This is a genomic window from Pseudomonas sp. PSKL.D1, from assembly GCF_028898945.1.
Lineage (GTDB): Bacteria > Pseudomonadota > Gammaproteobacteria > Pseudomonadales > Pseudomonadaceae > Aquipseudomonas.
Genome location: NZ_CP118607.1, coordinates 3,769,780 through 3,791,090 on the forward strand (window position 1 = coordinate 3,769,780; position 21,311 = coordinate 3,791,090).

The window sequence follows — 21,311 nt, forward strand, 5'->3', positions numbered from 1 at the left end:
TTTATCGGATCGCAAACGTTTGCGGTGCCTAACTATGGAAACACGACCGGGTTTTGTCAAATCCGTTTTGCGCTTGGGGTCAGCGTCGCGGTTGCCACGGATTATCGTGGAAATTTCCGGAAAACCGAACCCCTTTTCCTATTCTTGTTCGGCGCATCGAATGAACGGCGTGAGGTGGCACGGCCTGCGCCCGTGTTCGCGGGGTGAACCCGCGCCACCGCGCCTGGTACGGAAAGTGCGTTGCACGCCATGCAACACAGCAAAGTCATCTCATTAGGAAGAGAGCACAATAATCATGAATGCTGCCCTGAAGTCTTTCGCCCCCTGCGCCCTTGCCCTGCTGCTGACCCTGCCCGCCACGGCATCGGCAAAAGAAGCTGAAACCCAACAGAAGCTGGCCAACGTGGTCATCCTCGCCACCGGCGGCACCATTGCCGGCGCCGGTGCCAGCGCCGCCAACAGCGCCACTTACCAGGCTGCCAAGCTCGGCGTCGACAAGCTGATCGCCGGTGTGCCGGAGCTGGCCAGCCTGGCCAATGTGCGCGGTGAACAAGTGATGCAGATTGCCTCCGAAAGCATCAGCAACGACGACCTGCTGACACTGGGCAAACGCGTCGCCGAGCTGGCCGACAGCCCGGATGTCGACGGCATCGTCATCACCCACGGCACCGACACTCTGGAAGAAACCGCCTACTTCCTCAACCTGGTGGAAAAGACCGAAAAGCCCATTGTGGTGGTCGGGTCGATGCGCCCCGGCACCGCCATGTCGGCCGACGGCATGCTCAACCTGTATAACGCCGTGGCCGTGGCCAGTGACAAACAATCCCGAGGCAAGGGTGTGCTGGTGACCATGAACGACGAGATCCAGTCCGGCCGTGACGTGAGCAAGTCGGTCAACATCAAGACCGAAGCGTTCAAAAGCGCCTGGGGCCCGATGGGCATGGTGGTCGAAGGCAAGTCGTACTGGTTCCGCCTGCCGGCCAAGCGCCATACCGTCAACTCCGAGTTCGACATCAAGCAGATCAGCGCCCTGCCCCAAGTGGACATCGCCTACGGCTATGGCAACGTGACGGACACGGCCTACAAGGCACTGGCACAAAACGGCGCCAAAGCGCTGATTCACGCAGGCACCGGCAATGGCTCGGTAGCTTCCCGCGTGGTGCCGGCCTTGCAGGAGCTACGCAAGAGCGGCGTGCAGATCATCCGCTCGTCCCACGTCAACCAGGGTGGTTTCGTGCTGCGCAATGCCGAACAGCCAGATGACAAGAACGATTGGGTGGTGGCCCACGACCTGAACCCGCAGAAGGCGCGGGTGCTGGCGATGGTGGCGATGACGAAGACTCAGGACAGCAAGGAGTTGCAACGCATCTTCTGGGAGTACTGAGTAACAAGCCCGAAAAGCACAGGCGTTGCCACGCGGCAACGCCACTCAATGCTTTGGCTTGCCACCAATAGCCCGCCGACAGAATGCCTCAAGGCAGCGCAGGCCAAGCGGTCACCCTCGCTTCAATGCTGCATTCGCGCCAGCAACCCAAACAGAAAACCCAACCAGGTAAGCATCACGATCAACCAGGTTGCCGAGATGGGTGGCGACGAATTGGTCAAACGCTTCACCTGGCTGCTCACGGCGATGATCGGTGTCACCGCCAACAGGCAAAAACCCTGCAACAGCACCAGCAACTGCAGCGGCAGGTCCAGCGTTACCACTTGGTACAGCATGACCGCGCCCGCACAGGCGATGGTCAGCCAGCCCCAACCCAGCAGCCGTATCAGCGCCAGCAGCAACAACTGAAGGTGGGCATCCAGCGCATGCCACGGCCGGTTTAGCGCCTCTGCGTGGTAGGGCATGAATTGGGAGCGAGTTGCATAGGTGATGGCGAACGCCAGCATGATCAACAGCGCAGCGCCGTAACTCCCTATGTGTAACCAGAGAAGCCAGTCCATCGGCAGATGCCTCGTCAATTGCCTGAGGCGATGGTGGGCTGCTTCACGCACAGGGTCTACTGGCAGAAATGACAGGTGGCAAAGACCTTCGCTCGCCCTGCTGATTGAGGCTCATAAGCAAAACCGATATCCCGTTAGACATTTCCAACACGCCAACCCCCGCCAGCAGGCTTTAAAGTCGCCGCTAACGCCGAATCCCGGCGAGGTGATTCCTGCCAGGCATCAAAAAATTGCAAGGCCCCGGAATTCTCACCATTACAAGAACAACAGGTGAACCCGCATGCTCAAACCCAATGCCGCTGCACCCATTGACGTGAAGGACTGGATCGACAGCCAGGCCATCAAGCCCTACCAGTGGCTGATACTGGCGCTGTGTTTTCTGATCGTGTTGTTCGACGGTTTCGACGTTGCCGTGATGGGCTTCATCGCCCCCTCGCTGATGCAGGACTGGGGGCTTTCCCGCGCCGTCTTTGGCCCGGTGATGAGTGCCGGCATGGTTGGCCTGGCGTTAGGCGCACTGACCGCCGGCCCCTACGCCGACCGCCTGGGCCGCAAGAAAATCCTGATGCTGGCGGTGAGCGGTTTCAGCGTGCTGAGCCTGGCCTGTGCGTTTGCCCGCACGCCCTACGAGCTGGCTGCACTGCGCCTGCTCACCGGCGTCGCGCTGGGGGCCGCCATGCCCAACTGCACCACGCTGCTGGCCGAGTTTCTGCCTGAGCGCAGCCGCGCCTTGCTGATCACATTGATGTTTACCGGTTTCAACATGGGCTCCGGCCTGGGCGGTTTCCTGGCCGCCTGGCTGATCCCGCAGCATGGCTGGCAAGCGGTACTGCTGGTGGGTGGCGTGCTGCCGCTGGCGCTGCTGCCTGCGCTGCTGTGGCTGCTGCCCGAGTCGCCGCGTTTTCTGGCTGCTCGCCAGGCGCCCGCCGCCCAGGTGGCCGCCGTGCTGGGCAAACTGGGTGGCCATTTCGCCGAAGGCACCCGCTTCACCGTCAATGAACCGCCCGTGCAGCACAAGGCACCCGCCAGGCAGTTGTTCAGCGCGCAGTACCGCCTGGGCACGCTGGCGTTGTGGGCGACCTACTTCATGGGCCTGCTGGTGATCTACCTGACCATGGGCTGGCTGCCCACGCTGCTGCGCGACGGCGGCCTGTCGATAGAGCGGGCCGCCACCATCACCGGCCTGTTCCAGATCGGCGGTACGCTGGGCGCGATCGTGGTCGGCTGGGTCATGGACCGCAGCAACCCCAACCGGGTCATCGCCGTGGCCTATGCGCTGGGCGGGTTGTGCATCGTTGCGCTGGGCGCCTTCAGCCTGGAGTCGAGCCTGCTGGTAATCGGCGTGACCGCAGCGGGCTTTTGCATGAGCGGTGCGCAAACCGGCCTGAATGCGTTTGCCCCCGGCTACTACCCCACGGAGTTCCGCGCCACGGGTGTAAGCTGGATGCTCGGTATCGGCCGCTTTGGCGCCATCTTCGGCTCACTGATCGGCGGTGCGGTGCTCAGCCTGGGCCTGGGCTTGCCACTGCTGTTCACCCTCCTTGGCCTGCCGGCATTCGTCGCAGCCGTGGCGATTTTGGCCAACGGCCACGCCCGGCTTCGCACTCGCCGCGCGCTGGCCGCGCAGTAACCTGAAACAGAGGACTTTCACATGGCTCGCATCATTGGTGGCCTGGCCGTCTCCCACACCCCGACCATCGGCTTCGCCGTTGACCACGACAAACAGCAGGAAGCCGCCTGGGCACCGATCTTCGAAAGCTTCGAACCGATCCGCGAATGGCTGCAGGCGCGTAAACCGGACGTGCTGTTCTACATCTTCAACGACCATGTCACGTCGTTTTTCTTTGATCACTACAGCGCCTTCACTCTGGGCGTGGATGACCAGTACGGCGTGGCCGATGAAGGCGGCAACCCCCGCGACCTGCCGCCGGTGGGTGGCCATGCGGCCTTGTCGCGGCACATTGGCGAAAGCCTGATGGCCGACGAGTTCGACATGAGCTTTTTCCGCGACAAACCGCTGGACCATGGCTTTTTCTCGCCCATGTCGGCGCTGCTGCCCCATGAAGCAGGCTGGCCCGTGCAAATCGTGCCGCTGCAGGTTGGCGTGCTGCAACTGCCAATCCCCACGGCGCGGCGCTGCTACAAACTCGGCCAAGCCCTGCGCCGTGCGATCGAGAGCTACCCGCAAGACCTGAAGGTGGCCATTGTTGCCACCGGAGGCGTGTCACACCAGGTGCACGGCGAACGCTGCGGCTTCAACAACCCGCAATGGGACGCCCAGTTCATGGAGCTGCTGGTGAACGACCCGCAGCGCCTGACCGAGATGACCCTGGCCGAGTACGCCACCCTGGGCGGCATGGAAGGCGCCGAAGTGATCACCTGGCTGATCATGCGGGGCGCCCTGTCTGCCAGCGTGGAGCGCCTGCACCAGGGCTACTACCTGCCCTCGATGACCGGCATCGCCACCCTGCTGCTGGAAAACCGCGATACAGCCGTGCCCGCGCCGGTCAACGAGCGCCACCGCCAGCACATGCGCCATCAGCTGGCGGGGGCCGAAACGCTGGAGGGCACCTACCCCTATACCCTGGAGCGCAGCGCCAAAGGCTACCGGCTGAACAAGTTCTTGCACCGGCTGATCGAGCCGCAGTGGCGCCAGCGCTTCCTGAGCGAACCCGAGGCGCTGTTCCAGCACGCCGAGCTGAGCGAACAGGAGCGGGACTTGCTGCGCCGCCGCGACTGGCGCGGGCTGATCCACTACGGGGTGATTTTCTTTGTGCTGGAAAAACTCGGCGCCGTACTGGGCGTGTCAAACCTGGACATCTATGCCGCCATGCGCGGCCAAAGCCTGGACGACTTCATGAAAACGCGTAACCAGCAGGTGCGCTACTCGGTGGCCGGCAAGGCCAGCCAATGATTCGCCGCGGCGCCTGAGCCAGGCGCCGCCCCTCACCCGACACCCTCATCCGTACCAGCGCCTCGGGGCCGCTGGCCGGCAGCGCTTTGCCCATTGGAGAACAATAATAATGAGCCACACCCGCCACTACCCGCTGTTCACCACTCTCGCCTTGGCCGCCGTTTTGCCGCCAGCCGCCATGGCCGAAGGCTTTGTCGACGACGCCAAAGCCAGCCTGACCCTGCGCAATTTCTACATGAACCGCGATTACACGGGGAATGCCAGCCAGGGCAAGGCCGAAGAGTGGACACAAAGCTTCATCCTGGATGCCCGCTCCGGCTTCACCACTGGCGTGGTCGGTTTTGGCCTCGACGTGCTCGGCCTGTACAGCGTCAAACTCGACGGCGGCAAAGGCACTGCGGGTACTCAGTTGCTACCGGTGCATGACGACGGCCGCCCGGCCGATGATTTCGGGCGCACGGCGGTGGCAGGCAAAATGCGCATTTCCAGAACCGAACTGAAAGTCGGCGAGTGGTCACCAACCTTGCCGATCCTGCGCGCCGACGACGGCCGCTCGCTGCCACAAACCTTTCAGGGCGCTCAGCTCACGTCCAATGAGCTGGCCGGCCTGACCCTGTATGGCGGCCAGTTCCGTCAAAACAGCCCGCGCAACGATGCCAGCATGCAGGACATGAGCCTGTTCACCCGCACCGCCTACACCTCTGACCGTTTCAACTTCGCCGGGGGTGAATACCGTTTCAATCAGGACCGCACCCTGCTCGGCGTGTGGCAAGCCCAGTTGCAGGACATCTACCAGCAACGCTACCTGCAACTGCAGCACCAGCAACCGCTGGGTGAATGGGTGCTGGGCGCCAACATCGGCTATTTCTGGGGCAAGGAAGATGGCAGCGCCCGGGCAGGCGACCTGGATAACCGCACGGCATCAGGGCTGTTTTCTGCGAGGTTCGGCGGCAACACCTTTTACCTTGGCCTGCAAAAGGTCATGGGCGAAGACGAATGGTTCCGGGTCAACGGCGCCAGCGGTGGCACGCTGGCCAACGATGCTTTTGGCTCCAGCTACGAAAGCGCCCGGGAGCGCTCCTGGCAAGTGCGCCACGACTTCAACTTCGTGGTGCTCGGCGTGCCTGGCCTGACCCTGATGAACCGCTACATCCACGGCGACAACGTGCACAACAGCAGCACCGATAACGGCACCGAGTGGGGCCGCGAAAGCGAACTGGCGTACGTGATCCAGTCGGGCCCGCTGAAGGCGCTGAACGTCAAGTGGCGCAACTCCAGCCAGCGGCGCAACTGGGGCAGCACCAACAGCTTCGATGAGAACCGCTTGATCGTGAGCTACCCGCTGAGCCTGCTCTAACCCGGTGCAGCCTGTTCCGCCACCACCTGGCGAATACAGGCCATCAGCGCGGCGGCTGCCGGCGCATGCAGGCAGCCGCTGCGATAGGTCAGGCCGATGGCCCGGCGCGTGCCGGGCAACACAAGCGGCACCGGGCACAGCTCACCGGTGGCGATCTCGTGGGCCAGTTGGTGCGCGGACACCGCTGCCACCATGTCCGAGTGCAGCAACAGGCCGCGAATGATTGCCAGGTCTGCGCTTTCCACCACCGGCCACGGGGCGGCCAGGCCCGCTTCGGTGAAGCAGGTTTCGAGCATGTGCCGGGCTGGCGAACCTGCACGGGGCAGTATCCATTTGGCCTGCCCCAGTTCCGCCAGGCTCACCGGCCGCTGAAGCAGGGGGTGGCCCTGCCTGACCAGCAGTGCAAGGTCTTCGCTGACCAGCGCTTCACCCGTCAGGTCGCTGGCATACTCCAACGGGCGCAGCGCACCCAGCACAAAATCCACATCCCCAACCCGAAGGTCGGTGGCCAACAAGTCGAACGGGCTTTCGTTGGTGATGATGCGCACCTGCGGATGGGCAGCGGTAAAGCGCAGGATCGCGGCCGGCAGAATGCGCGAGCGGCCCAGCGGCAGCGCCCCCACATGCACGCTGCCGCTCAGCTGGCCGCGCATGGCGCTGAGATCACTGTCGATGCGACGCAGCTCGTTCAAGGCGCGGCGAATGGGGAACACGATGTCTTCGCTGACCCGGGTGGGCTGCAAGCCACGCGGGGTGCGCTCGAACAGCGGCTGGCCACACCCGCCCTCAAGCACCTTCAATGCCGAGCTGACGGCGGGCTGGCTGAGGCCGAAGTGGCGGGCCACCGTCTGCATGTGGCGGGTTTCGCACAGTTTCACGAAAATCTCCAGCCTGCGCGCCTGGAACAGGTACAGCGGCTCCACTGCAGCAGTGCCCAGCAAACGGGGCACGCTGCCCAGTTCAGCCAGCACCCGCTCGACCCGAGGCAGCACACAGTTGCCAAAATCCGTAAGCCGCATGCCATTGGTGTGGCGCTCGAACAACGGCACGGCAAGCCGCTGCTCCAATTCCGCAATGGCCCGGGTGACCACCGACTGCGCCCGGTACAGCTGCTCGGAGGCGCGCGATACGCTGCCCACCTGCGCCACGCGCAAAAAGGCACGCACTTGCATGAGGTTGGGGAGTTCGATGTCGCTCACGGAGCCTCCTGAATAGACGCGCACCCAACGCGACTATGCCGCGCGCCTTTACTGCATGCAATAAGCAAAAGGCATACCCGCACTACTTGAACGCATTAGAGATCACGGCATGCCGGTGCCATCCTGCGCTCAGTCCCAAGCAGGAGCCTAAAACATGAATGCATCCCAAAAAACCGCCCTGGTGGTCAGCGCCCATTCCGCCGATTTTGTCTGGCGAGCGGGCGGCGCCATTGCACTGCATGCCGAGCAAAGCTATGCCGTGCATGTGGTCTGCCTGTCGTTCGGCGAGCGCGGCGAGTCGGCCAAGCTGTGGCGCAAGGGCGATATGACTGAAGCCAAGGTTAAAGCTGCCCGCCGCGATGAGGCGCTGGCTGCTGCAGAAATCCTGGGCGCCAGCGTGGAGTTTTTCGACATCGGCGACTACCCGATGCGCGCCGACCAGGACACGTTGCTGCGCCTGGCCGATGTGTTCCGCCGGGTGCAGCCCGAATTCGTGCTCAGCCACTCCCTCAAAGACCCTTACAACTACGACCACCCCCTGGCCATGAACCTGGCCCAGGAGGCGCGCATCATTGCCCAGGCCGAGGGCTACAAACCAGGCGAGACAATCGTTGGCGCGCCACCGGTGTATGCCTTCGAGCCCCATCAGCCCGAGCAGTGCGAATGGCGGCCGGACACCTTCCTCGACATCACTCCGGTGTGGGACAAAAAGTACGCCGCCATCCAGTGCATGGCCGGCCAGGAACACCTGTGGGAGTACTACACCCGGGTGGCCCTGCAACGGGGCGTGCAGGCCAAGCGCAACGTGGGCATTACCAGCGCGCGCAACATTGTTTACGCCGAAGGGTTGCAGAGCGTGTTCCCGCGGGTTACGGAGTGCCTGGCATGAGCCGCCTGATCGGCAGGACCGGCGTGGTGGTGCGCAACATCCCCCGGGCTGATGCACACGTGATCGACGCTTTGGGGCGCCTTGGCGTGGCGACCGTGCACGAGGCACAGGGCCGCAAAGGCTTGCTTGCCAGCGGCATACGCCCCATCCAGCAAGGCGTGGCGGTTGCCGGCACGGCAGTGACCGTGCTGGTCGCACCGGGCGACAACTGGATGTTCCACGTTGCCGTGGAGCAGTGCCGCCCGGGTGACCTGTTGGTGGTAGCCCCCAGCTCGCCCTGCAGCGATGGCTACTTTGGCGACCTGCTCGCCACTTCGCTGCAAAGCCGTGGCGTGCAAGGCCTGGTGATCGATGCCGGGGTTCGCGACAGCCAGGTTTTACGCGACATGGGCTTTGCCGTGTGGTCCCGGGCAGTCAATGCCCAAGGCACCGTGAAAGAGGTGCTGGGCGCCGTGAACCTGCCCTTGATCTGCGCGGGCCAGTTGGTGAATGCCGGTGACATCGTGGTCGCCGATGACGACGGCGTGGTCGTCGTGCGCCACGAAGAAGCGGGCGCCGTACTGGAAGCCGCCAGCCAGCGCGCAGCACTGGAAGAACAAAAGCGCCAGCGCCTGGCGGCCGGCGAACTGGGCCTGGACATTTACCAGATGCGCCCACGCCTGGCGGCAAAGGGCCTGCGGTATGTCGACCACCTGAGCGAGCTCGACTGACATGAGCCAGACTCGCATCCCCTGCATGCTCATGCGCGGCGGCACCTCCAAAGGCGCCTACTTCCTGCACGAACACCTGCCCGCAGACCCGGCCCTGCGCGACCGCGTGCTGCTGGCGGTGATGGGCTCGCCCGATCAGCGCCAGATCGACGGCATTGGCGGCGGCGACTCACTGACCAGCAAAGTGGCCATCATCCGCCCCTCACTCCACGAAGGCGCCGACGTCGACTACCTGTTCGGCCAGGTGGTGGTGAATGAGGCCATCGTTGATTACGGCCAGAACTGCGGCAATATCCTGGCGGGCGTTGGGCCGTTTGCCATTGAACGCGGCCTGGTGGCAGCAACCGGGCCGGTTACTCCGGTAAGGATTTTCATGGAAAACACCGGGCAGATCGCGGTGGCCAACGTGCCGACACCCGATGGCGTGGTGCAATACGAAGGCGCCACCCGGATCGACGGTGTGCCCGGTGCTGCCGCGCCGGTTGTGGTCACCTTTTCCGACATTGCTGGCGCCAGCTGCGGCAGCCTGCTGCCCACGGGTAGCAGCCGGGATCGGTTCGACGGGGTCGATGTGACCTGCATCGACAACGGGATGCCGGTGGTGTTGCTGCGTGCAGTGGATTTGGGGCTCACCGGCGATGAAAGCCCGGCAGTGCTGGAAGCTGATAGCGCCCTGAAGGCGCGCCTTGAATCAATCCGCCTTCAGGCCGGCCCCAGAATGAACCTGGGTGACGTGAGCCAGCGCAGCGTGCCGAAAATGTGCCTGGTTTCAGCGCCCCGGCGCGGCGGCGCAATCAACACGCGCTCGTTCATCCCCCATCGCTGCCATGCCGCCATTGGCGTGTTCGGTGCCGTAAGCGTGGCGACGGCTTGCCGGGTGGCGGGGGCGGTGACCGAGGGGCTTGCGCAAGGCTGCGAGGGTACACACGCGCGGCTCTCGGTGGAGCACCCCAGTGGCGAGTTCACAGTCGAACTCAGCCAGCAAGACGACGTGTCGGCCAGCTGCGGGCTGGTGCGCACGGCCCGCCTGCTGTTCGACGGCCAGGTGTGCATCCCTCATACAGTGTGGCGGTGACCTTCAGGCGCGCTATTGCGAAAAACCCCACAGTGAAATACTGTATGCGCATACAGCAAAAACAAGGAATTACCCTGTGGCCAACACCGCCCCCGCAACGCCGAGCAGCTACGAACAACTGGGCATGCGCATCCAGAAGATCATCAACAGCCCGATTGCCCAGCGCAGCCGCGCCGCGCTGATCTTCCGCCTGGAGCAAGAGTCGCCGGACGACTGGGAAACGCTGCTTGAGGAAATCGCGGAAAACGACAACGTCACCCTCGCCCACCGGGATGATGGCGGCGTGCAGATTTTCTGGACGGTACCTAAGGAAGACTAAAGTCAGGGCAACGCCTGCAAGTACGCGCTGGCTTGCTGGTAGCGGGCCAGCCGCGCCAGGTCGGCAGGGCCCGGGCACGCGATGCGTGACAGGTCGCTGTTGTCGGCAAGGTCCGCCAGCTTCACCGTGCGCGCCAATGGGTCGACACCCAGGCGCACGACAAAGTCCTCGTAGCTTTCGCCGTTACGCCGGCTCAAGGCCAGCAACGCAGCAAGGATTTTCAGCGCAAAGCCCTCGCGGGCCAGGTCAGAAAGCGTCAGCGGGGTGTCTTCAATCACATCATGAAGCACGGCGACGATGCGCTGCTCGGGTGTGGACACCCGCATCATCACCCGCAACGGGTGGAGGATATAGGCCGCCCCACCCTTGTCGTATTGCCCTTCATGCGCCCTGGCGGCCACGGCAATGGCCCGCTCCAGTGTAGACATGAGGCCCTCCCCGTTCGGCAGTCACAGGGGAAGCATAGCCCGGCCATGCTACAACTGTCAGGTCAGCGCTGTGCACCGTGCTGAATCACCACCGAATCGGTGCCCAGCTTGGCCATCACTTCAGCCTTTCGCGCTTCGGCTTCTTCACGGGTTGGGAACGGCCCCATCAGCACCACGGGCTTGCCTTCGCGGTACTCGACCGAGGACGGGATGCCCTTTTCAATCAGGCGGGCGGTCATGTCGCTCAAGGCGCCCATGTTCGCGCCCTGGATCACTTCGACATCCCAGCCTTCTGGTGCAGGCTGGCCAGCCAGGGCCTCGGCACGACGCTGCAGCTCGGCACCGCCGCACAGCTCGCGGATGCGCAGGTTGTTGCCGTTGTCGTCGACAATGATTTCGTACTGGCCGTTGTCACCCTTGATGGCCACGTAGCTGCGATACGCTTCGTACTGGCCGACATCGTCCTTGCCGCGCACCTGGCCGCAGATGGTGCCTTTGGTGTCGATCCGCACGTTGCCGAACTTGGCGGTCTTGGGGTTGTGCAGGTGCTCGGCCACTTGGTTGTGCACACCTTCCACTTCATTTTCACAGCCCGCCAGGGCCAGCACTGCCATTACCACTGCCAGTTTGCGCACGCGTGTACCTCCAGATTCGAAGGGGCGGATTCTAGCATGGCGGGCGGTGCGGGATTACGGGAGGTTCGGGTAGAGCGTGTCTGGAGATGTCTGGATCGCGGAGGATGGCACGGGCGTTGCCCGTGTTCGCGGGGCGAGCCCGCTCCCACAATGCAAAAAGGGCGATCCTTTCGGATCGCCCTTCTCGATGTTTGGTAGGCACAATTGGACTCGAACCAACGACCCCCACCATGTCAAGGTGGTGCTCTAACCAACTGAGCTATGTGCCTGTCGTGTGGTGCGCATATTAGTGACCGAATGCGTACCTGTAAAGCGCTTTTTTCAAAAAAATCAAAAACTTTCAGCAGCCGGCCAAAGAAGCCGAGACTTGGCCAAAATGCAAAAAGGGCGACCCTTGCGGATCGCCCCTTCTGATGTTTGGTAGGCACAATTGGACTCGAACCAACGACCCCCACCATGTCAAGGTGGTGCTCTAACCAACTGAGCTATGTGCCTGTCGTGGGGCGCATTCTACGCATTCCAAAATCGCTGTCAACACTTTTTTTGGCGCTAACCCTCTGATACTTAAACGCTTTATAGAGAAGCACCGTTCAGCAGCCAGTAAAGGATTTTCAACAGACGACTAGCGGGTGTTTATTATTATTGATAGCATCGGTACATTCGTTAAAAATATAAAACACGAGGTTTCTCGAGCATGGCCAACACCCCCTACCCCCAGTCCTACTACGCCGCCTCGGCCAACCCGGTGCCGCCACGTCCGGCGCTGCAGGGTGAGGTGGAAACCGATGTGTGCATCATCGGCGCCGGCTACACCGGCCTGTCCAGCGCGCTGTTCCTGCTGGAAAACGGCTTCAAGGTGAGCATCGTCGAGGCCGCCAAGGTCGGCTTCGGCGCTTCGGGCCGCAACGGTGGCCAGATCGTCAACAGCTACAGCCGCGACATCGACGTGATCGAGCGCACCGTGGGCCCCAAGCAGGCACAACTGCTGGGCCACATGGCGTTCGAAGGCGGCCGCATCATTCGTGAGCGCGTGGCCAAGTACAACATCCAGTGCGACCTGAAGGACGGTGGCGTGTTCGCCGCCCTGACGTCCAAGCAGATGGGCCACCTGGAATCGCAAAAGCGCCTGTGGGAACGCTTTGGCCACACCCAGCTTGAGCTGATGGACCAGAAGCGCATCCGTGAAGTGGTGGCCTGCGACAGCTACATCGGCGGCATGCTGGACATGAGCGGTGGCCACATCCACCCGCTGAACCTGGCCTTGGGCGAAGCGGCCGCGGTCGAGTCGCTGGGCGGCATCATCTATGAGCAAACCCCGGCCGTGCGCATCGAGCGCGGCGCCAACCCGGTGGTGCACACCCCGCAAGGTAAAGTGCGCGCCAAGTTCATCATCGTGGCCGGCAACGCCTACCTGGGCAACCTGGTACCAGAGCTGGCCGCCAAGTCGATGCCCTGCGGCACTCAGGTCATCACCACCGAGCCGTTGGGCGATGAACTGGCCCGCACCCTGCTGCCGCAAGACTACTGCGTGGAAGACTGCAACTACCTGCTCGACTACTACCGCCTGACCAGCGACAAGCGCCTGATCTTCGGCGGTGGCGTGGTATACGGCGCGCGCGACCCGGCCAACATCGAAGCGATCATTCGCCCGAAAATGCTCAAGGCCTTCCCGCAACTGAAGAACGTCAAGATCGACTACGCCTGGACCGGCAACTTCCTGCTGACCCTGTCGCGCCTGCCACAAGTCGGCCGCATCGGCGACAACATCTACTACTCCCAGGGTTGCTCGGGCCACGGCGTAACCTACACCCACCTGGCAGGCAAGGTGCTGGCCGAGGCCCTGCGTGGCCAGGCTGAGCGGTTTGATGCCTTTGCCGGCTTGCCTCACTACCCGTTCCCGGGTGGGCAGATGCTGCGTGTGCCGTTCAGCGCCATTGGTGCGTGGTACTACAGCCTGCGGGACCGCTTGGGGTTCTGATGCAGTAATGCGCGGCCCGCTCCCACCCTGAGAGAGCGGGCCTGCACAAAGCGTTACGCCGCCTTGCGCCCCTGCGCAATGGCCTGTGAAGCCGCCAGCATGGCGCGCAACAACACCGCACACCCCGCCGCCAGATCCTGCTCGGTGGCGTTCTCGATCTCGTTATGGCTGATGCCGTTCTCGCACGGCACGAAGATCATCCCGGCCGGCCCCAACTCGGCCAGGAAGATGGCGTCATGCCCTGCCCCGCTGACGATGTCCATGTGGTCCAGCCCCAACGTACCCGCCGCCTCGCGCACCGCGTCAACGCAGCCCTGGTCGAAGTACAGCGCCGGGAAATCGGCCGTGGGGATCAGTTCATGGCTTAAGCCATGTTTGGCGCAGGTGGCCTCGATCACCGCGCGCACCTCGGCAATCATCGAATCGAGCCGGTCGGCTTCCAGGTGCCGGAAGTCCAGCGTCATGCGCACCTCCCCCGGGATCACGTTGCGCGACCCCGGGTAGGCTTGCAGGCAACCCACCGTGCCGCAGGCATGGGGTTGGTGGCCGAGTGCGGCGCGGTTCACCGCTTCGACCACGGCCGCAGCCCCCACCAGGGCATCCTTGCGCAGGTGCATGGGCGTTGGCCCGGCGTGTGCCTCGACGCCGCGCAGGGTCAGGTCGAACCACTTCTGCCCCAGGGCACCGAGCACCACGCCGATGGTTTTGGCCTGGTCTTCCAGGATGGGCCCCTGCTCGATGTGCGCCTCGAAGTAGGCGCCTACCGGGTGGCCGAGCACAGCGCGCGGGCCCGCGTAGCCGATGGCGTTCAGCGCTTCGCCCACCGAAACGCCCTGGGCGTCACGTTTGGCCAGGGTTTCTTCGAGGGTGAATTTACCGGCGAATACCCCGGAGCCCATCATGCAAGGGGCAAAGCGTGAGCCTTCTTCGTTGGTCCATACCACCACTTCCATTGGGGCTTCGGTTTCGATGCCCAGGTCATTGAGGGTGCGGATCACTTCAAGCCCCGCCATCACGCCAAAGCAGCCGTCGAACTTGCCGCCGGTAGGCTGGGTGTCGATGTGGCTGCCGGTCATTACCGGGGGAAGCGCGGGGTTGCGGCCGGGGCGACGCGCGAAAATGTTGCCGACGGCGTCGATGCTGACACTGCAACCGGCATCCTCGCACCACTGCACGAACAGGTCGCGGGCCTGGCGGTCGAGGTCGGTGAGTGCCAGGCGGCAGACGCCGCCCTTGGGCGTGGCGCCGAGTTGGGCAAGGTCCATCAGGGACTGCCACAGGCGGGCGCTGTTGATGTGGCCGTCGGTGGATTTGAGGGTTTTTTCCATGGAGTACTCCTCAGGCTTTGTTGTTGTCAGGTCGGGCCTCATCGCGGATAAATCCGCTCCTACAGGGTTTCACCCCCCTGTAGGAGCGGATTTATCCGCGAAGAAGCCCACGCGATCCCTTGTAGGAGCGGATTCATCCGCGAAGAAGCCAACGCGATCTCACGGCAAAGGCTTGGCCAACCGCGCCGCCCCACGCACCACCACACCGCCCAGCACGTAGTACAACGCACCACCGAGCAACGACCCGGTGAACCAGCCAAAGTCATAGAACCAGCTGAAACTGCTGTTGCCGATGGCCATCACGGTCAGCGCCACCGGCACCGCGAACGCGACAAACCCGGCCCAGTTCCATGCCGGGTACACGTCATCCCGGTACAGCCCGGCCAAGTCCAGTTGCTGGCGGCGGATGAGGAAGTAGTCCACCACCATGATCCCGGCAATCGGCCCCAGCAGGCTGGAGTAGCCCAGCAACCAGTTGGAATAGACACTCTCCAGGCTCAGGTCGGAGACGATCCAGCCGAGTTTTTTGAGCAGCTCATGGCCCATCAGCGCCAGGCCGATGAAACCCGTCAGCCACACCGCGCGGCTACGCCCGATCAGGCGGGGGGCGATGTTCTGGAAGTCGTTGGTGGGCGAGACGATGTTGGCCGCGGTGTTGGTCGACAAGGTGGCGATCACGATCAGTGCCATGGCCAGCGCCACCCAACCCGGGCTCTGAATCTTGCCGATCAGGCTGACCGGGTCAGACACCGTTTCCCCCACCAGCGACGCCGAGGCCGCCGTCATCACCACGCCCAGCGCGGCAAACAGGAACATGGTCAGCGGCAGGCCGAAAATCTGCCCCAGAATCTGGTCCTTCTGGCTTTTCGCGTAGCGGCTGAAGTCCGGGATGTTCAGCGACAGCGTGGCCCAAAAACCGACCATCGCCGTCAGCCCGGCAAAGAAGTACCCGTACACACTCGCCCCTTCCGGGCGCTTGGCCGGCTGGGCCAGCAGCTCGGTCATCGACATGTGCGGCAGCGCCCAGAACAGCAGGCCGAAGCCCACCGCCACCAGCAGCGGTGCAGAGAGTGTTTCCAGCCATTTGATCGACTCCGCGCCGCGCAGCACCACCCACAGGTTGAGCGCCCAGAAGATCATGAAGCCAATCACTTCGCCGGTGCCGCCCAAGGCTTTCCAACCCTCGAATACCGACCCCAGGAACAGGTGGATGGCCAGCCCGCCGAACATCGTCTGGATACCGAACCAGCCACAGGCCACCACCGCGCGGATCAGGCACGGCACGTTGGACCCCAGAATGCCGAACGACGAACGCAGCAGCACCGGGAACGGGATGCCGTACTTGGTGCCGGGGAAGGCATTGAGCGTAAGCGGAATCAGCACAATCACGTTGGCCAGCAGAATGGCCAGCAGCGCCTCGCCGACGCTGAGGCCGAAATACGCGGTGAGCACACCGCCGAGGGTGTACGTGGGCACGCAGATGGACATGCCCACCCACAGCGCGGTGATGTGCCATTTGTTCCAGGTGCGCTGGTGCACTTTGGTGGGCGCGATGTCGTGGTTGTAACGCGGGCTGTCGAGAACATCGCTGCCTGCGGACAGCTCGTACAGGCCATCCTGCTCGATCACTTCCGATCTGCTCTGTTGCATGGGGCCTTCTCCAGATTTTTCTAGTTGTTCGCTCATCGGGCTAACGCGATGGCCGGAGTACACACACCACCAGCACTGCTCCTCCGGTCCGGCCTGGCGGTGGTGGCCGTACTCAAGATGCGTGCCGAGTTGGCAAACACTTGGGCGGCCGGACACTGCCGACGGGAGGTAATGCACTGATCTGCAAGGTATTGCTTCGGCAAGTGCGCGGGTACGGTCATCCCCTCGCCTTGCGCTGTTGCCACCCTTGGCCCCTGATCAGGGGTTCAAAGTGGTGCAGCCTGTTTTTTGTGTTCGCCGCCTGTGCCGGAAAGCTGGATTTCAAGCAGCTGATTTTGCATGGAAAATCTTGACCAATTTGGCTTCTTGTCAAGTGCGTCAAAATGGTGAAAGGCCTCACCATTTTGGTGATTTTTGAAATTTATCGTTAATTTTCAATTAATTAAGATAGTTATAAGCTCATAAAATATTTTCTTGAACAATCCTTGATCAGCATCTAGATTCCAATCTTGTCAGGCCTGACAGGATTAACGATTTCCTCCAGTCACTGGCATATAACAACTCAAGAACCGGCAAAGACCGGTCAGCCTGCGAGGAAGACGGCATGTCCCTGTTGATCCGTGGCGCCACCGTGGTTACCCATGAAGAGAGTTACCCCGCCGATGTCCTGTGTGTCGACGGCGTGATCCGCGCCATCGGCAAAGACCTCGAACCCCCTACCGACTGCGAAATCCTCGACGGCAGCGGCCAATACCTGATGCCCGGCGGCATCGACCCGCACACTCACATGCAGTTGCCCTTCATGGGCACCGTGGCCAGCGAGGACTTCTTCAGCGGCACCGCCGCAGGCCTTGCAGGCGGCACCACCTCCATCATCGATTTCGTCATCCCCAACCCGCAGCAGTCGTTGCTGGAGGCGTTTCACACCTGGCGCGGCTGGGCGCAAAAAAGCGCGTCCGACTATGGCTTTCACGTGGCCATCACCTGGTGGAGCGAACAAGTAGCCGAAGAGATGGGCGAGCTGGTCAACCAGCACGGGGTGAACAGCTTCAAGCACTTCATGGCGTACAAGAACGCCATCATGGCCGCCGACGACACCCTGGTAGCCAGCTTCGAACGCTGCCTGCAACTGGGCGCCGTGCCCACCGTGCATGCCGAGAACGGCGAGCTGGTGTACCACCTGCAACAGAAGCTGCTGGCCCAAGGCCTGACCGGGCCAGAGGCACACCCGCTGTCGCGGCCTTCGCAAGTGGAAGGCGAGGCCGCCAGCCGCGCCATTCGCATTGCCGAAACCATTGGCACGCCGCTGTACGTGGTGCACATTTCCAGCCGTGAAGCGCTGGACGAAATCACCTACGCCCGGGCCAAGGGCCAGCCGGTGTACGGTGAAGTGCTGCCCGGCCATCTGCTGATCGACGACAGCGTGTACCGCCACCCGGACTGGTCCACTGCCGCCGGTTACGTGATGAGCCCGCCCTTCCGCCCGCGTGAGCACCAGGAAGCACTGTGGCGCGGCCTGCAGTCGGGCAACCTGCACACCACCGCCACCGACCACTGCTGCTTCTGCGCCGAACAAAAGGCCATGGGCCGCAACGACTTCAGCCGCATCCCCAACGGCACCGCCGGCATTGAAGACCGCATGGCCGTGCTGTGGGATGCCGGGGTAAACAGTGGGCGCCTGTCGATGCACGAGTTCGTGGCGCTGACTTCAACCAACACCGCCAAGATCTTCAACCTGTTCCCGCGCAAGGGGGCGATCCGGGTTGGCGCCGATGCCGACCTGGTGCTGTGGGACCCTGAAGGCACCCGCACAATATCCGCGCAAACCCACCACCAGCGCGTCGATTTCAACATTTTCGAAGGCCGCACCGTGCGCGGCATCCCCAGCCACACCATCAGCCAGGGCAAGGTGCTCTGGGCCGATGGCGACCTGCGTGCCGAACCGGGCGCGGGGCGGTACGTGGAACGGCCGGCCTACCCCTCGGTGTATGAGGTGCTGGGGCGGCGGGCCGAGCAGCAGCGGCCTACGCCTGTGCAGCGCTGAGGCCATCGCGGATAAATCCGCTCCTACAGGTCCCTTGTAGGAGCGGATTCATCCGCGATGGGCTGCGCAGCAGCCCCAAAATCTGCGCCTATAAAACCAGAAAGAGGCATCAACCGTGATCGACGCCCTGAACCACTTGCCGCGCCCGCGCGCCGGCAACGACGAGCTGGCCGAACACTTCGGCGACCTCGCTCCACCGCTCACCGCACGCCAGGCCGCCGTGGAAAGCGCACGCTGCCTGTACTGCTACGACGCCCCGTGCGTCAACGCCTGCCCGAGCGAAATCGACATCCCTTCGTTCATCCACCGCATCAGCGACGAGAACCTGCAAGGCGCCGCCGAGCGCATTCTTTCGGCGAATATTCTGGGTGGCAGCTGTGCCCGCGTGTGCCCCACCGAAATCCTCTGCCAGCAGGCCTGCGTGCGTAACAACGCACAGGAATGTGCCCCGGTGCTGATTGGCCAACTGCAACGCTATGCGCTGGACAATGCAGGGTTCACCGAACACCCCTTCAAGCGCTCCCCTGCCACCGGCAAGCGCATTGCCGTGGTCGGCGCCGGGCCGGCGGGGTTGGCCTGCGCCCATCGCCTGGCCATGCATGGCCATGACGTGGTGATTTTCGAGGCGAGCGAAAAGGCTGGTGGCCTGAACGAGTACGGCATCGCCCGCTACAAACTGGTGGATGACTTCGCCCAGCGCGAAGTGGAATTCCTGCTGGGCATCGGCGGCATCGAGATCCGCCATGGCCAACGACTGGGGGGCAACCTGACCCTCACCGAACTCCACGGCCAGTACCACGCCGTGTTCCTCGGCCTGGGCCTGAACGCCGTGCGCCAGCTTGGCCTGCCCGACGAAGAAGCCCCGGGCCTGCTGGCCGCCACTGCGTACATCCGCGAGCTGCGCCAGGCGGATGACCTCGCCCAGCTCCCGTTGGCCGACCGCTGCCTGGTGATCGGCGCCGGCAACACCGCCATCGACATGGCCGTGCAGATGAGCCGCCTGGGCGCCCGCGACGTCAACCTGGTGTACCGCCGCGGCCCCGATGACATGGGCGCCACCGGCCATGAGCAGGACATTGCCAAGGCCAACCAGGTCCGCTTGCACACCTGGGCCCGCCCCGACACCGTACTGCTGGGCGACGACGGCCGCGTACGCGGCATGCGCTTCGCCCGCACCACGCTGGTCGACGGCCGCCTGTGCGACACCGGTGAAAGCTTCGAGCTGGCTGCCGATGCCATCTTCAAAGCCATCGGCCAACGCTTCGACGAGGCCAGCCTCAGCGACCCGCTGGCCGCGCAACTGGCCCGCGACGGCGAGCGCATTCGCGTGGACGAGCACATGCACACCAGCCTGCCGGGCATCTACGCGGGCGGCGACTGCACCGCCCTGGGCCAGGACCTTACCGTTCAGGCCGTGCAACACGGCAAGCTGGCAGCCGAAGCCATCCATGCCCAACTCATGCTCAACGTGGAGGCAGCGTAAATGGCCGACCTGTCCATCGAATTTGCCGGCATCAAGGCACCCAACCCCTTCTGGCTGGCGTCCGCGCCGCCCACCGACAAGGCCTACAATGTGGTCCGCGCCTTCGAGGCGGGCTGGGGCGGCGTGGTCTGGAAAACCCTTGGTGAGGACCCGGCCGCGGTCAACGTTTCGTCACGCTACTCGGCCCACTATGGCCCCAACCGCCAGGTGCAGGGCATCAACAACATCGAGCTGATCACCGACCGCTCGCTGGACATCAACCTGCGCGAAATCACTCAGGTGAAAAAGGACTGGCCCGACCGTGCGCTGATCGTGTCGTTGATGGTGCCGTGCGTGGAGGAATCGTGGAAATTCATCCTGCCGCTGGTGGAAGCCACTGGCGCCGACGGCATCGAGCTGAACTTCGGCTGCCCCCACGGCATGCCGGAACGCGGTATGGGCGCGGCGGTCGGCCAGGTGCCCGAGTACGTGGAAATGGTCACCCGCTGGTGCAAGACACACTGCAGCTTGCCCGTGATCGTCAAGCTCACGCCGAACATCACCGACATTCGCCAGTCGGCCCGGGCGGCGCACCGGGGCGGCGCCGATGCGGTGTCGCTGATCAACACCATCAACTCGATCACCAGCGTCGACCTGGACCGCATGGTGGCCCACCCCATCGTTGGCGACCAGAGCACCCACGGCGGTTACTGCGGCTCGGCGGTGAAGCCGATCGCCCTGAACATGGTCGCCGAAATCGCCCGTGACCCCGAGACACGCGGCCTGCCGATTTGCGGTATCGGCGGCATTGGCAACTGGCGTGATGCTGCCGAGTTCGTGGCACTGGGCAGCGGCGCGGTGCAGGTGTGCACGGCGGCGATGCTGCACGGTTTTCGGATTGTGGAGGATATAAAGGACGGCCTGGCGCGCTGGATGGACCAGCACGGGCACAGCAACCTCAAGGCGTTCCAGGGACAGGCCGTGGGGCATACCACCGACTGGAAGTACCTGGACATCAACTACAAGTCGGTGGCGCATATCAATGACGAGGCATGCATTGGCTGCGGGCGTTGCCATATTGCCTGCGAGGACACGTCGCACCAGGCGATTGCCAGTACGCTGAAGGCTGATGGGACACACGCTTACAGCGTGATCGAGGAGGAATGCGTGGGCTGCAACCTGTGCCAGATCACTTGCCCGGTAGAGAGCTGCATCGAGATGCAGGCGCAGGAGACGGGCAAGCCTTATTTGAACTGGACGCAGGATCCGCGTAATCCGTACCGCGAGGCGGGTTGAGAAACTGGGGCTGCTTTGCAGCCCATCGCGGCGGTCCGACGTCTCGGTGAATCCGCTCCTACACAGCTCTTGTAGGAGCGGAT

The 21,311-nt window shown here is 63.4% G+C and carries 18 protein-coding genes and 2 tRNA genes; 12 read left to right on the plus strand and 8 right to left on the minus strand.

What is annotated here, in order from left to right; all coding sequences use genetic code 11:
- Nucleotides 1-295 precede the first annotated feature (295 nt).
- On the plus strand, nt 296-1,384 hold the full coding sequence (locus PVV54_RS16785; RefSeq protein WP_274906338.1) for an asparaginase: 1,089 nt from the start codon (nt 296-298) through the stop codon (nt 1,382-1,384).
- 122 nt (nt 1,385-1,506) lie between these two features.
- On the opposite strand, the gene PVV54_RS16790 is transcribed toward PVV54_RS16785, so the two are convergent.
- Nucleotides 1,507-1,944, minus strand: coding sequence for a hypothetical protein (locus PVV54_RS16790; RefSeq protein ID WP_274906339.1), 438 nt, complete (start codon nt 1,942-1,944; stop codon nt 1,507-1,509).
- 280 nt (nt 1,945-2,224) lie between these two features.
- Between PVV54_RS16790 and PVV54_RS16795 the strand changes: the two genes are divergently transcribed.
- From PVV54_RS16795 to PVV54_RS16805, 3 genes are all read left to right on the plus strand, one after another.
- Entirely contained in the window at nt 2,225-3,574 is a 1,350-nt protein-coding gene (locus tag PVV54_RS16795) for an MFS transporter (protein WP_274906340.1), read from the plus strand.
- 21 nt (nt 3,575-3,595) lie between these two features.
- Nucleotides 3,596-4,858, plus strand: a complete 1,263-nt coding sequence (locus tag PVV54_RS16800; RefSeq protein WP_274906341.1) for a gallate dioxygenase — start codon at nt 3,596-3,598, stop codon at nt 4,856-4,858.
- Nucleotides 4,859-4,967: 109 nt separating this feature from the next.
- A complete protein-coding gene (locus PVV54_RS16805; RefSeq protein WP_274906342.1) occupies nt 4,968-6,215 on the plus strand; it encodes an OprD family porin in 1,248 nt (415 codons plus the stop codon).
- On the opposite strand, the gene PVV54_RS16810 is transcribed toward PVV54_RS16805, so the two are convergent.
- Nucleotides 6,212-7,414: a LysR family transcriptional regulator gene (locus PVV54_RS16810; protein ID WP_274906343.1), complete on the minus strand. Its 1,203-nt coding sequence runs from the start codon at nt 7,412-7,414 to the stop codon at nt 6,212-6,214. The genes PVV54_RS16805 and PVV54_RS16810 overlap by 4 nt on opposite strands.
- A 154-nt stretch (nt 7,415-7,568) precedes the next feature.
- Here PVV54_RS16810 and galB point away from each other — a divergent pair, with 154 nt between their 5' ends.
- The 4 genes from galB to PVV54_RS16830 all read left to right on the plus strand — a co-directional run bounded on the left by galB (nt 7,569) and on the right by PVV54_RS16830 (nt 10,407).
- Nucleotides 7,569-8,303, plus strand: coding sequence for a 4-oxalmesaconate hydratase (gene galB / locus PVV54_RS16815; protein WP_274906344.1), 735 nt, complete (start codon nt 7,569-7,571; stop codon nt 8,301-8,303).
- A complete protein-coding gene (locus PVV54_RS16820; protein WP_274906345.1) occupies nt 8,300-9,013 on the plus strand; it encodes a 4-carboxy-4-hydroxy-2-oxoadipate aldolase/oxaloacetate decarboxylase in 714 nt (237 codons plus the stop codon). Before galB ends, PVV54_RS16820 begins: the two co-directional genes overlap by 4 nt.
- A gap of 1 nt (nt 9,014) precedes the next feature.
- Entirely contained in the window at nt 9,015-10,088 is a 1,074-nt protein-coding gene (locus tag PVV54_RS16825) for a 4-oxalomesaconate tautomerase (protein WP_274906346.1), read from the plus strand.
- A 76-nt stretch (nt 10,089-10,164) separates the two neighbouring features.
- On the plus strand, nt 10,165-10,407 hold the full coding sequence (locus tag PVV54_RS16830) for a DUF1654 domain-containing protein (protein ID WP_274906347.1): 243 nt from the start codon (nt 10,165-10,167) through the stop codon (nt 10,405-10,407).
- 2 nt (nt 10,408-10,409) lie between these two features.
- Here the strand turns inward: PVV54_RS16830 and PVV54_RS16835 are convergent, their stop codons facing one another.
- From PVV54_RS16835 to PVV54_RS16850, 4 genes are all read right to left on the minus strand, one after another.
- Nucleotides 10,410-10,835: a GTP pyrophosphokinase gene (locus PVV54_RS16835; RefSeq protein WP_274906348.1), complete on the minus strand. Its 426-nt coding sequence runs from the start codon at nt 10,833-10,835 to the stop codon at nt 10,410-10,412.
- 62 nt (nt 10,836-10,897) lie between these two features.
- The gene (locus PVV54_RS16840; RefSeq protein ID WP_274906349.1) at nt 10,898-11,470 is read right to left on the minus strand and encodes an SPOR domain-containing protein; all 573 of its coding nucleotides are present in this window, start codon (nt 11,468-11,470) and stop codon (nt 10,898-10,900) included.
- Between the two features lie 192 nt (nt 11,471-11,662).
- Nucleotides 11,663-11,739, minus strand: a tRNA-Val gene (locus PVV54_RS16845).
- 149 nt (nt 11,740-11,888) lie between these two features.
- Nucleotides 11,889-11,965, minus strand: a tRNA-Val gene (locus PVV54_RS16850).
- Nucleotides 11,966-12,164: 199 nt separating this feature from the next.
- Here PVV54_RS16850 and PVV54_RS16855 point away from each other — a divergent pair.
- Nucleotides 12,165-13,448: an NAD(P)/FAD-dependent oxidoreductase gene (locus PVV54_RS16855; protein WP_274906350.1), complete on the plus strand. Its 1,284-nt coding sequence runs from the start codon at nt 12,165-12,167 to the stop codon at nt 13,446-13,448.
- Nucleotides 13,449-13,501: 53 nt separating this feature from the next.
- On the opposite strand, the gene PVV54_RS16860 is transcribed toward PVV54_RS16855, so the two are convergent.
- Together PVV54_RS16860 and PVV54_RS16865 are read right to left on the minus strand one after the other, a co-directional pair.
- On the minus strand, nt 13,502-14,776 hold the full coding sequence (locus tag PVV54_RS16860; RefSeq protein ID WP_274906351.1) for a Zn-dependent hydrolase: 1,275 nt from the start codon (nt 14,774-14,776) through the stop codon (nt 13,502-13,504).
- A 159-nt stretch (nt 14,777-14,935) separates the two neighbouring features.
- Nucleotides 14,936-16,426, minus strand: coding sequence for an NCS1 family nucleobase:cation symporter-1 (locus tag PVV54_RS16865; protein WP_274906352.1), 1,491 nt, complete (start codon nt 16,424-16,426; stop codon nt 14,936-14,938).
- A gap of 604 nt (nt 16,427-17,030) precedes the next feature.
- Here PVV54_RS16865 and hydA point away from each other — a divergent pair.
- The 3 genes from hydA to preA all read left to right on the plus strand — a co-directional run bounded on the left by hydA (nt 17,031) and on the right by preA (nt 21,228).
- A complete protein-coding gene (gene hydA / locus PVV54_RS16870; protein WP_274906353.1) occupies nt 17,031-18,470 on the plus strand; it encodes a dihydropyrimidinase in 1,440 nt (479 codons plus the stop codon).
- A 115-nt stretch (nt 18,471-18,585) separates the two neighbouring features.
- A complete protein-coding gene (locus PVV54_RS16875; RefSeq protein ID WP_274906354.1) occupies nt 18,586-19,953 on the plus strand; it encodes an NAD(P)-dependent oxidoreductase in 1,368 nt (455 codons plus the stop codon).
- Nucleotides 19,954-21,228, plus strand: a complete 1,275-nt coding sequence (gene preA, locus PVV54_RS16880; RefSeq protein WP_274906355.1) for an NAD-dependent dihydropyrimidine dehydrogenase subunit PreA — start codon at nt 19,954-19,956, stop codon at nt 21,226-21,228. It abuts the gene before it with no gap.
- The last annotated feature ends 83 nt before the right edge of the window (nt 21,229-21,311 follow it).

Coding starts and splice junctions, on each gene's coding strand:
- PVV54_RS16785 (WP_274906338.1), top strand. CDS start 296: ATGAATGCTGCCCTGAAGTCTTTCGCCCCCTGCGCCCTTGCCCTGCTG.
- PVV54_RS16790 (WP_274906339.1), bottom strand. CDS start 1,944: ATGGACTGGCTTCTCTGGTTACACATAGGGAGTTACGGCGCTGCGCTG.
- PVV54_RS16795 (WP_274906340.1), top strand. CDS start 2,225: ATGCTCAAACCCAATGCCGCTGCACCCATTGACGTGAAGGACTGGATC.
- PVV54_RS16800 (WP_274906341.1), top strand. CDS start 3,596: ATGGCTCGCATCATTGGTGGCCTGGCCGTCTCCCACACCCCGACCATC.
- PVV54_RS16805 (WP_274906342.1), top strand. CDS start 4,968: ATGAGCCACACCCGCCACTACCCGCTGTTCACCACTCTCGCCTTGGCC.
- galB (WP_274906344.1), top strand. CDS start 7,569: ATGAATGCATCCCAAAAAACCGCCCTGGTGGTCAGCGCCCATTCCGCC.
- PVV54_RS16820 (WP_274906345.1), top strand. CDS start 8,300: ATGAGCCGCCTGATCGGCAGGACCGGCGTGGTGGTGCGCAACATCCCC.
- PVV54_RS16825 (WP_274906346.1), top strand. CDS start 9,015: ATGAGCCAGACTCGCATCCCCTGCATGCTCATGCGCGGCGGCACCTCC.
- PVV54_RS16835 (WP_274906348.1), bottom strand. CDS start 10,835: ATGTCTACACTGGAGCGGGCCATTGCCGTGGCCGCCAGGGCGCATGAA.
- PVV54_RS16855 (WP_274906350.1), top strand. CDS start 12,165: ATGGCCAACACCCCCTACCCCCAGTCCTACTACGCCGCCTCGGCCAAC.
- PVV54_RS16860 (WP_274906351.1), bottom strand. CDS start 14,776: ATGGAAAAAACCCTCAAATCCACCGACGGCCACATCAACAGCGCCCGC.
- PVV54_RS16865 (WP_274906352.1), bottom strand. CDS start 16,426: ATGCAACAGAGCAGATCGGAAGTGATCGAGCAGGATGGCCTGTACGAG.
- hydA (WP_274906353.1), top strand. CDS start 17,031: ATGTCCCTGTTGATCCGTGGCGCCACCGTGGTTACCCATGAAGAGAGT.
- preA (WP_274906355.1), top strand. CDS start 19,954: ATGGCCGACCTGTCCATCGAATTTGCCGGCATCAAGGCACCCAACCCC.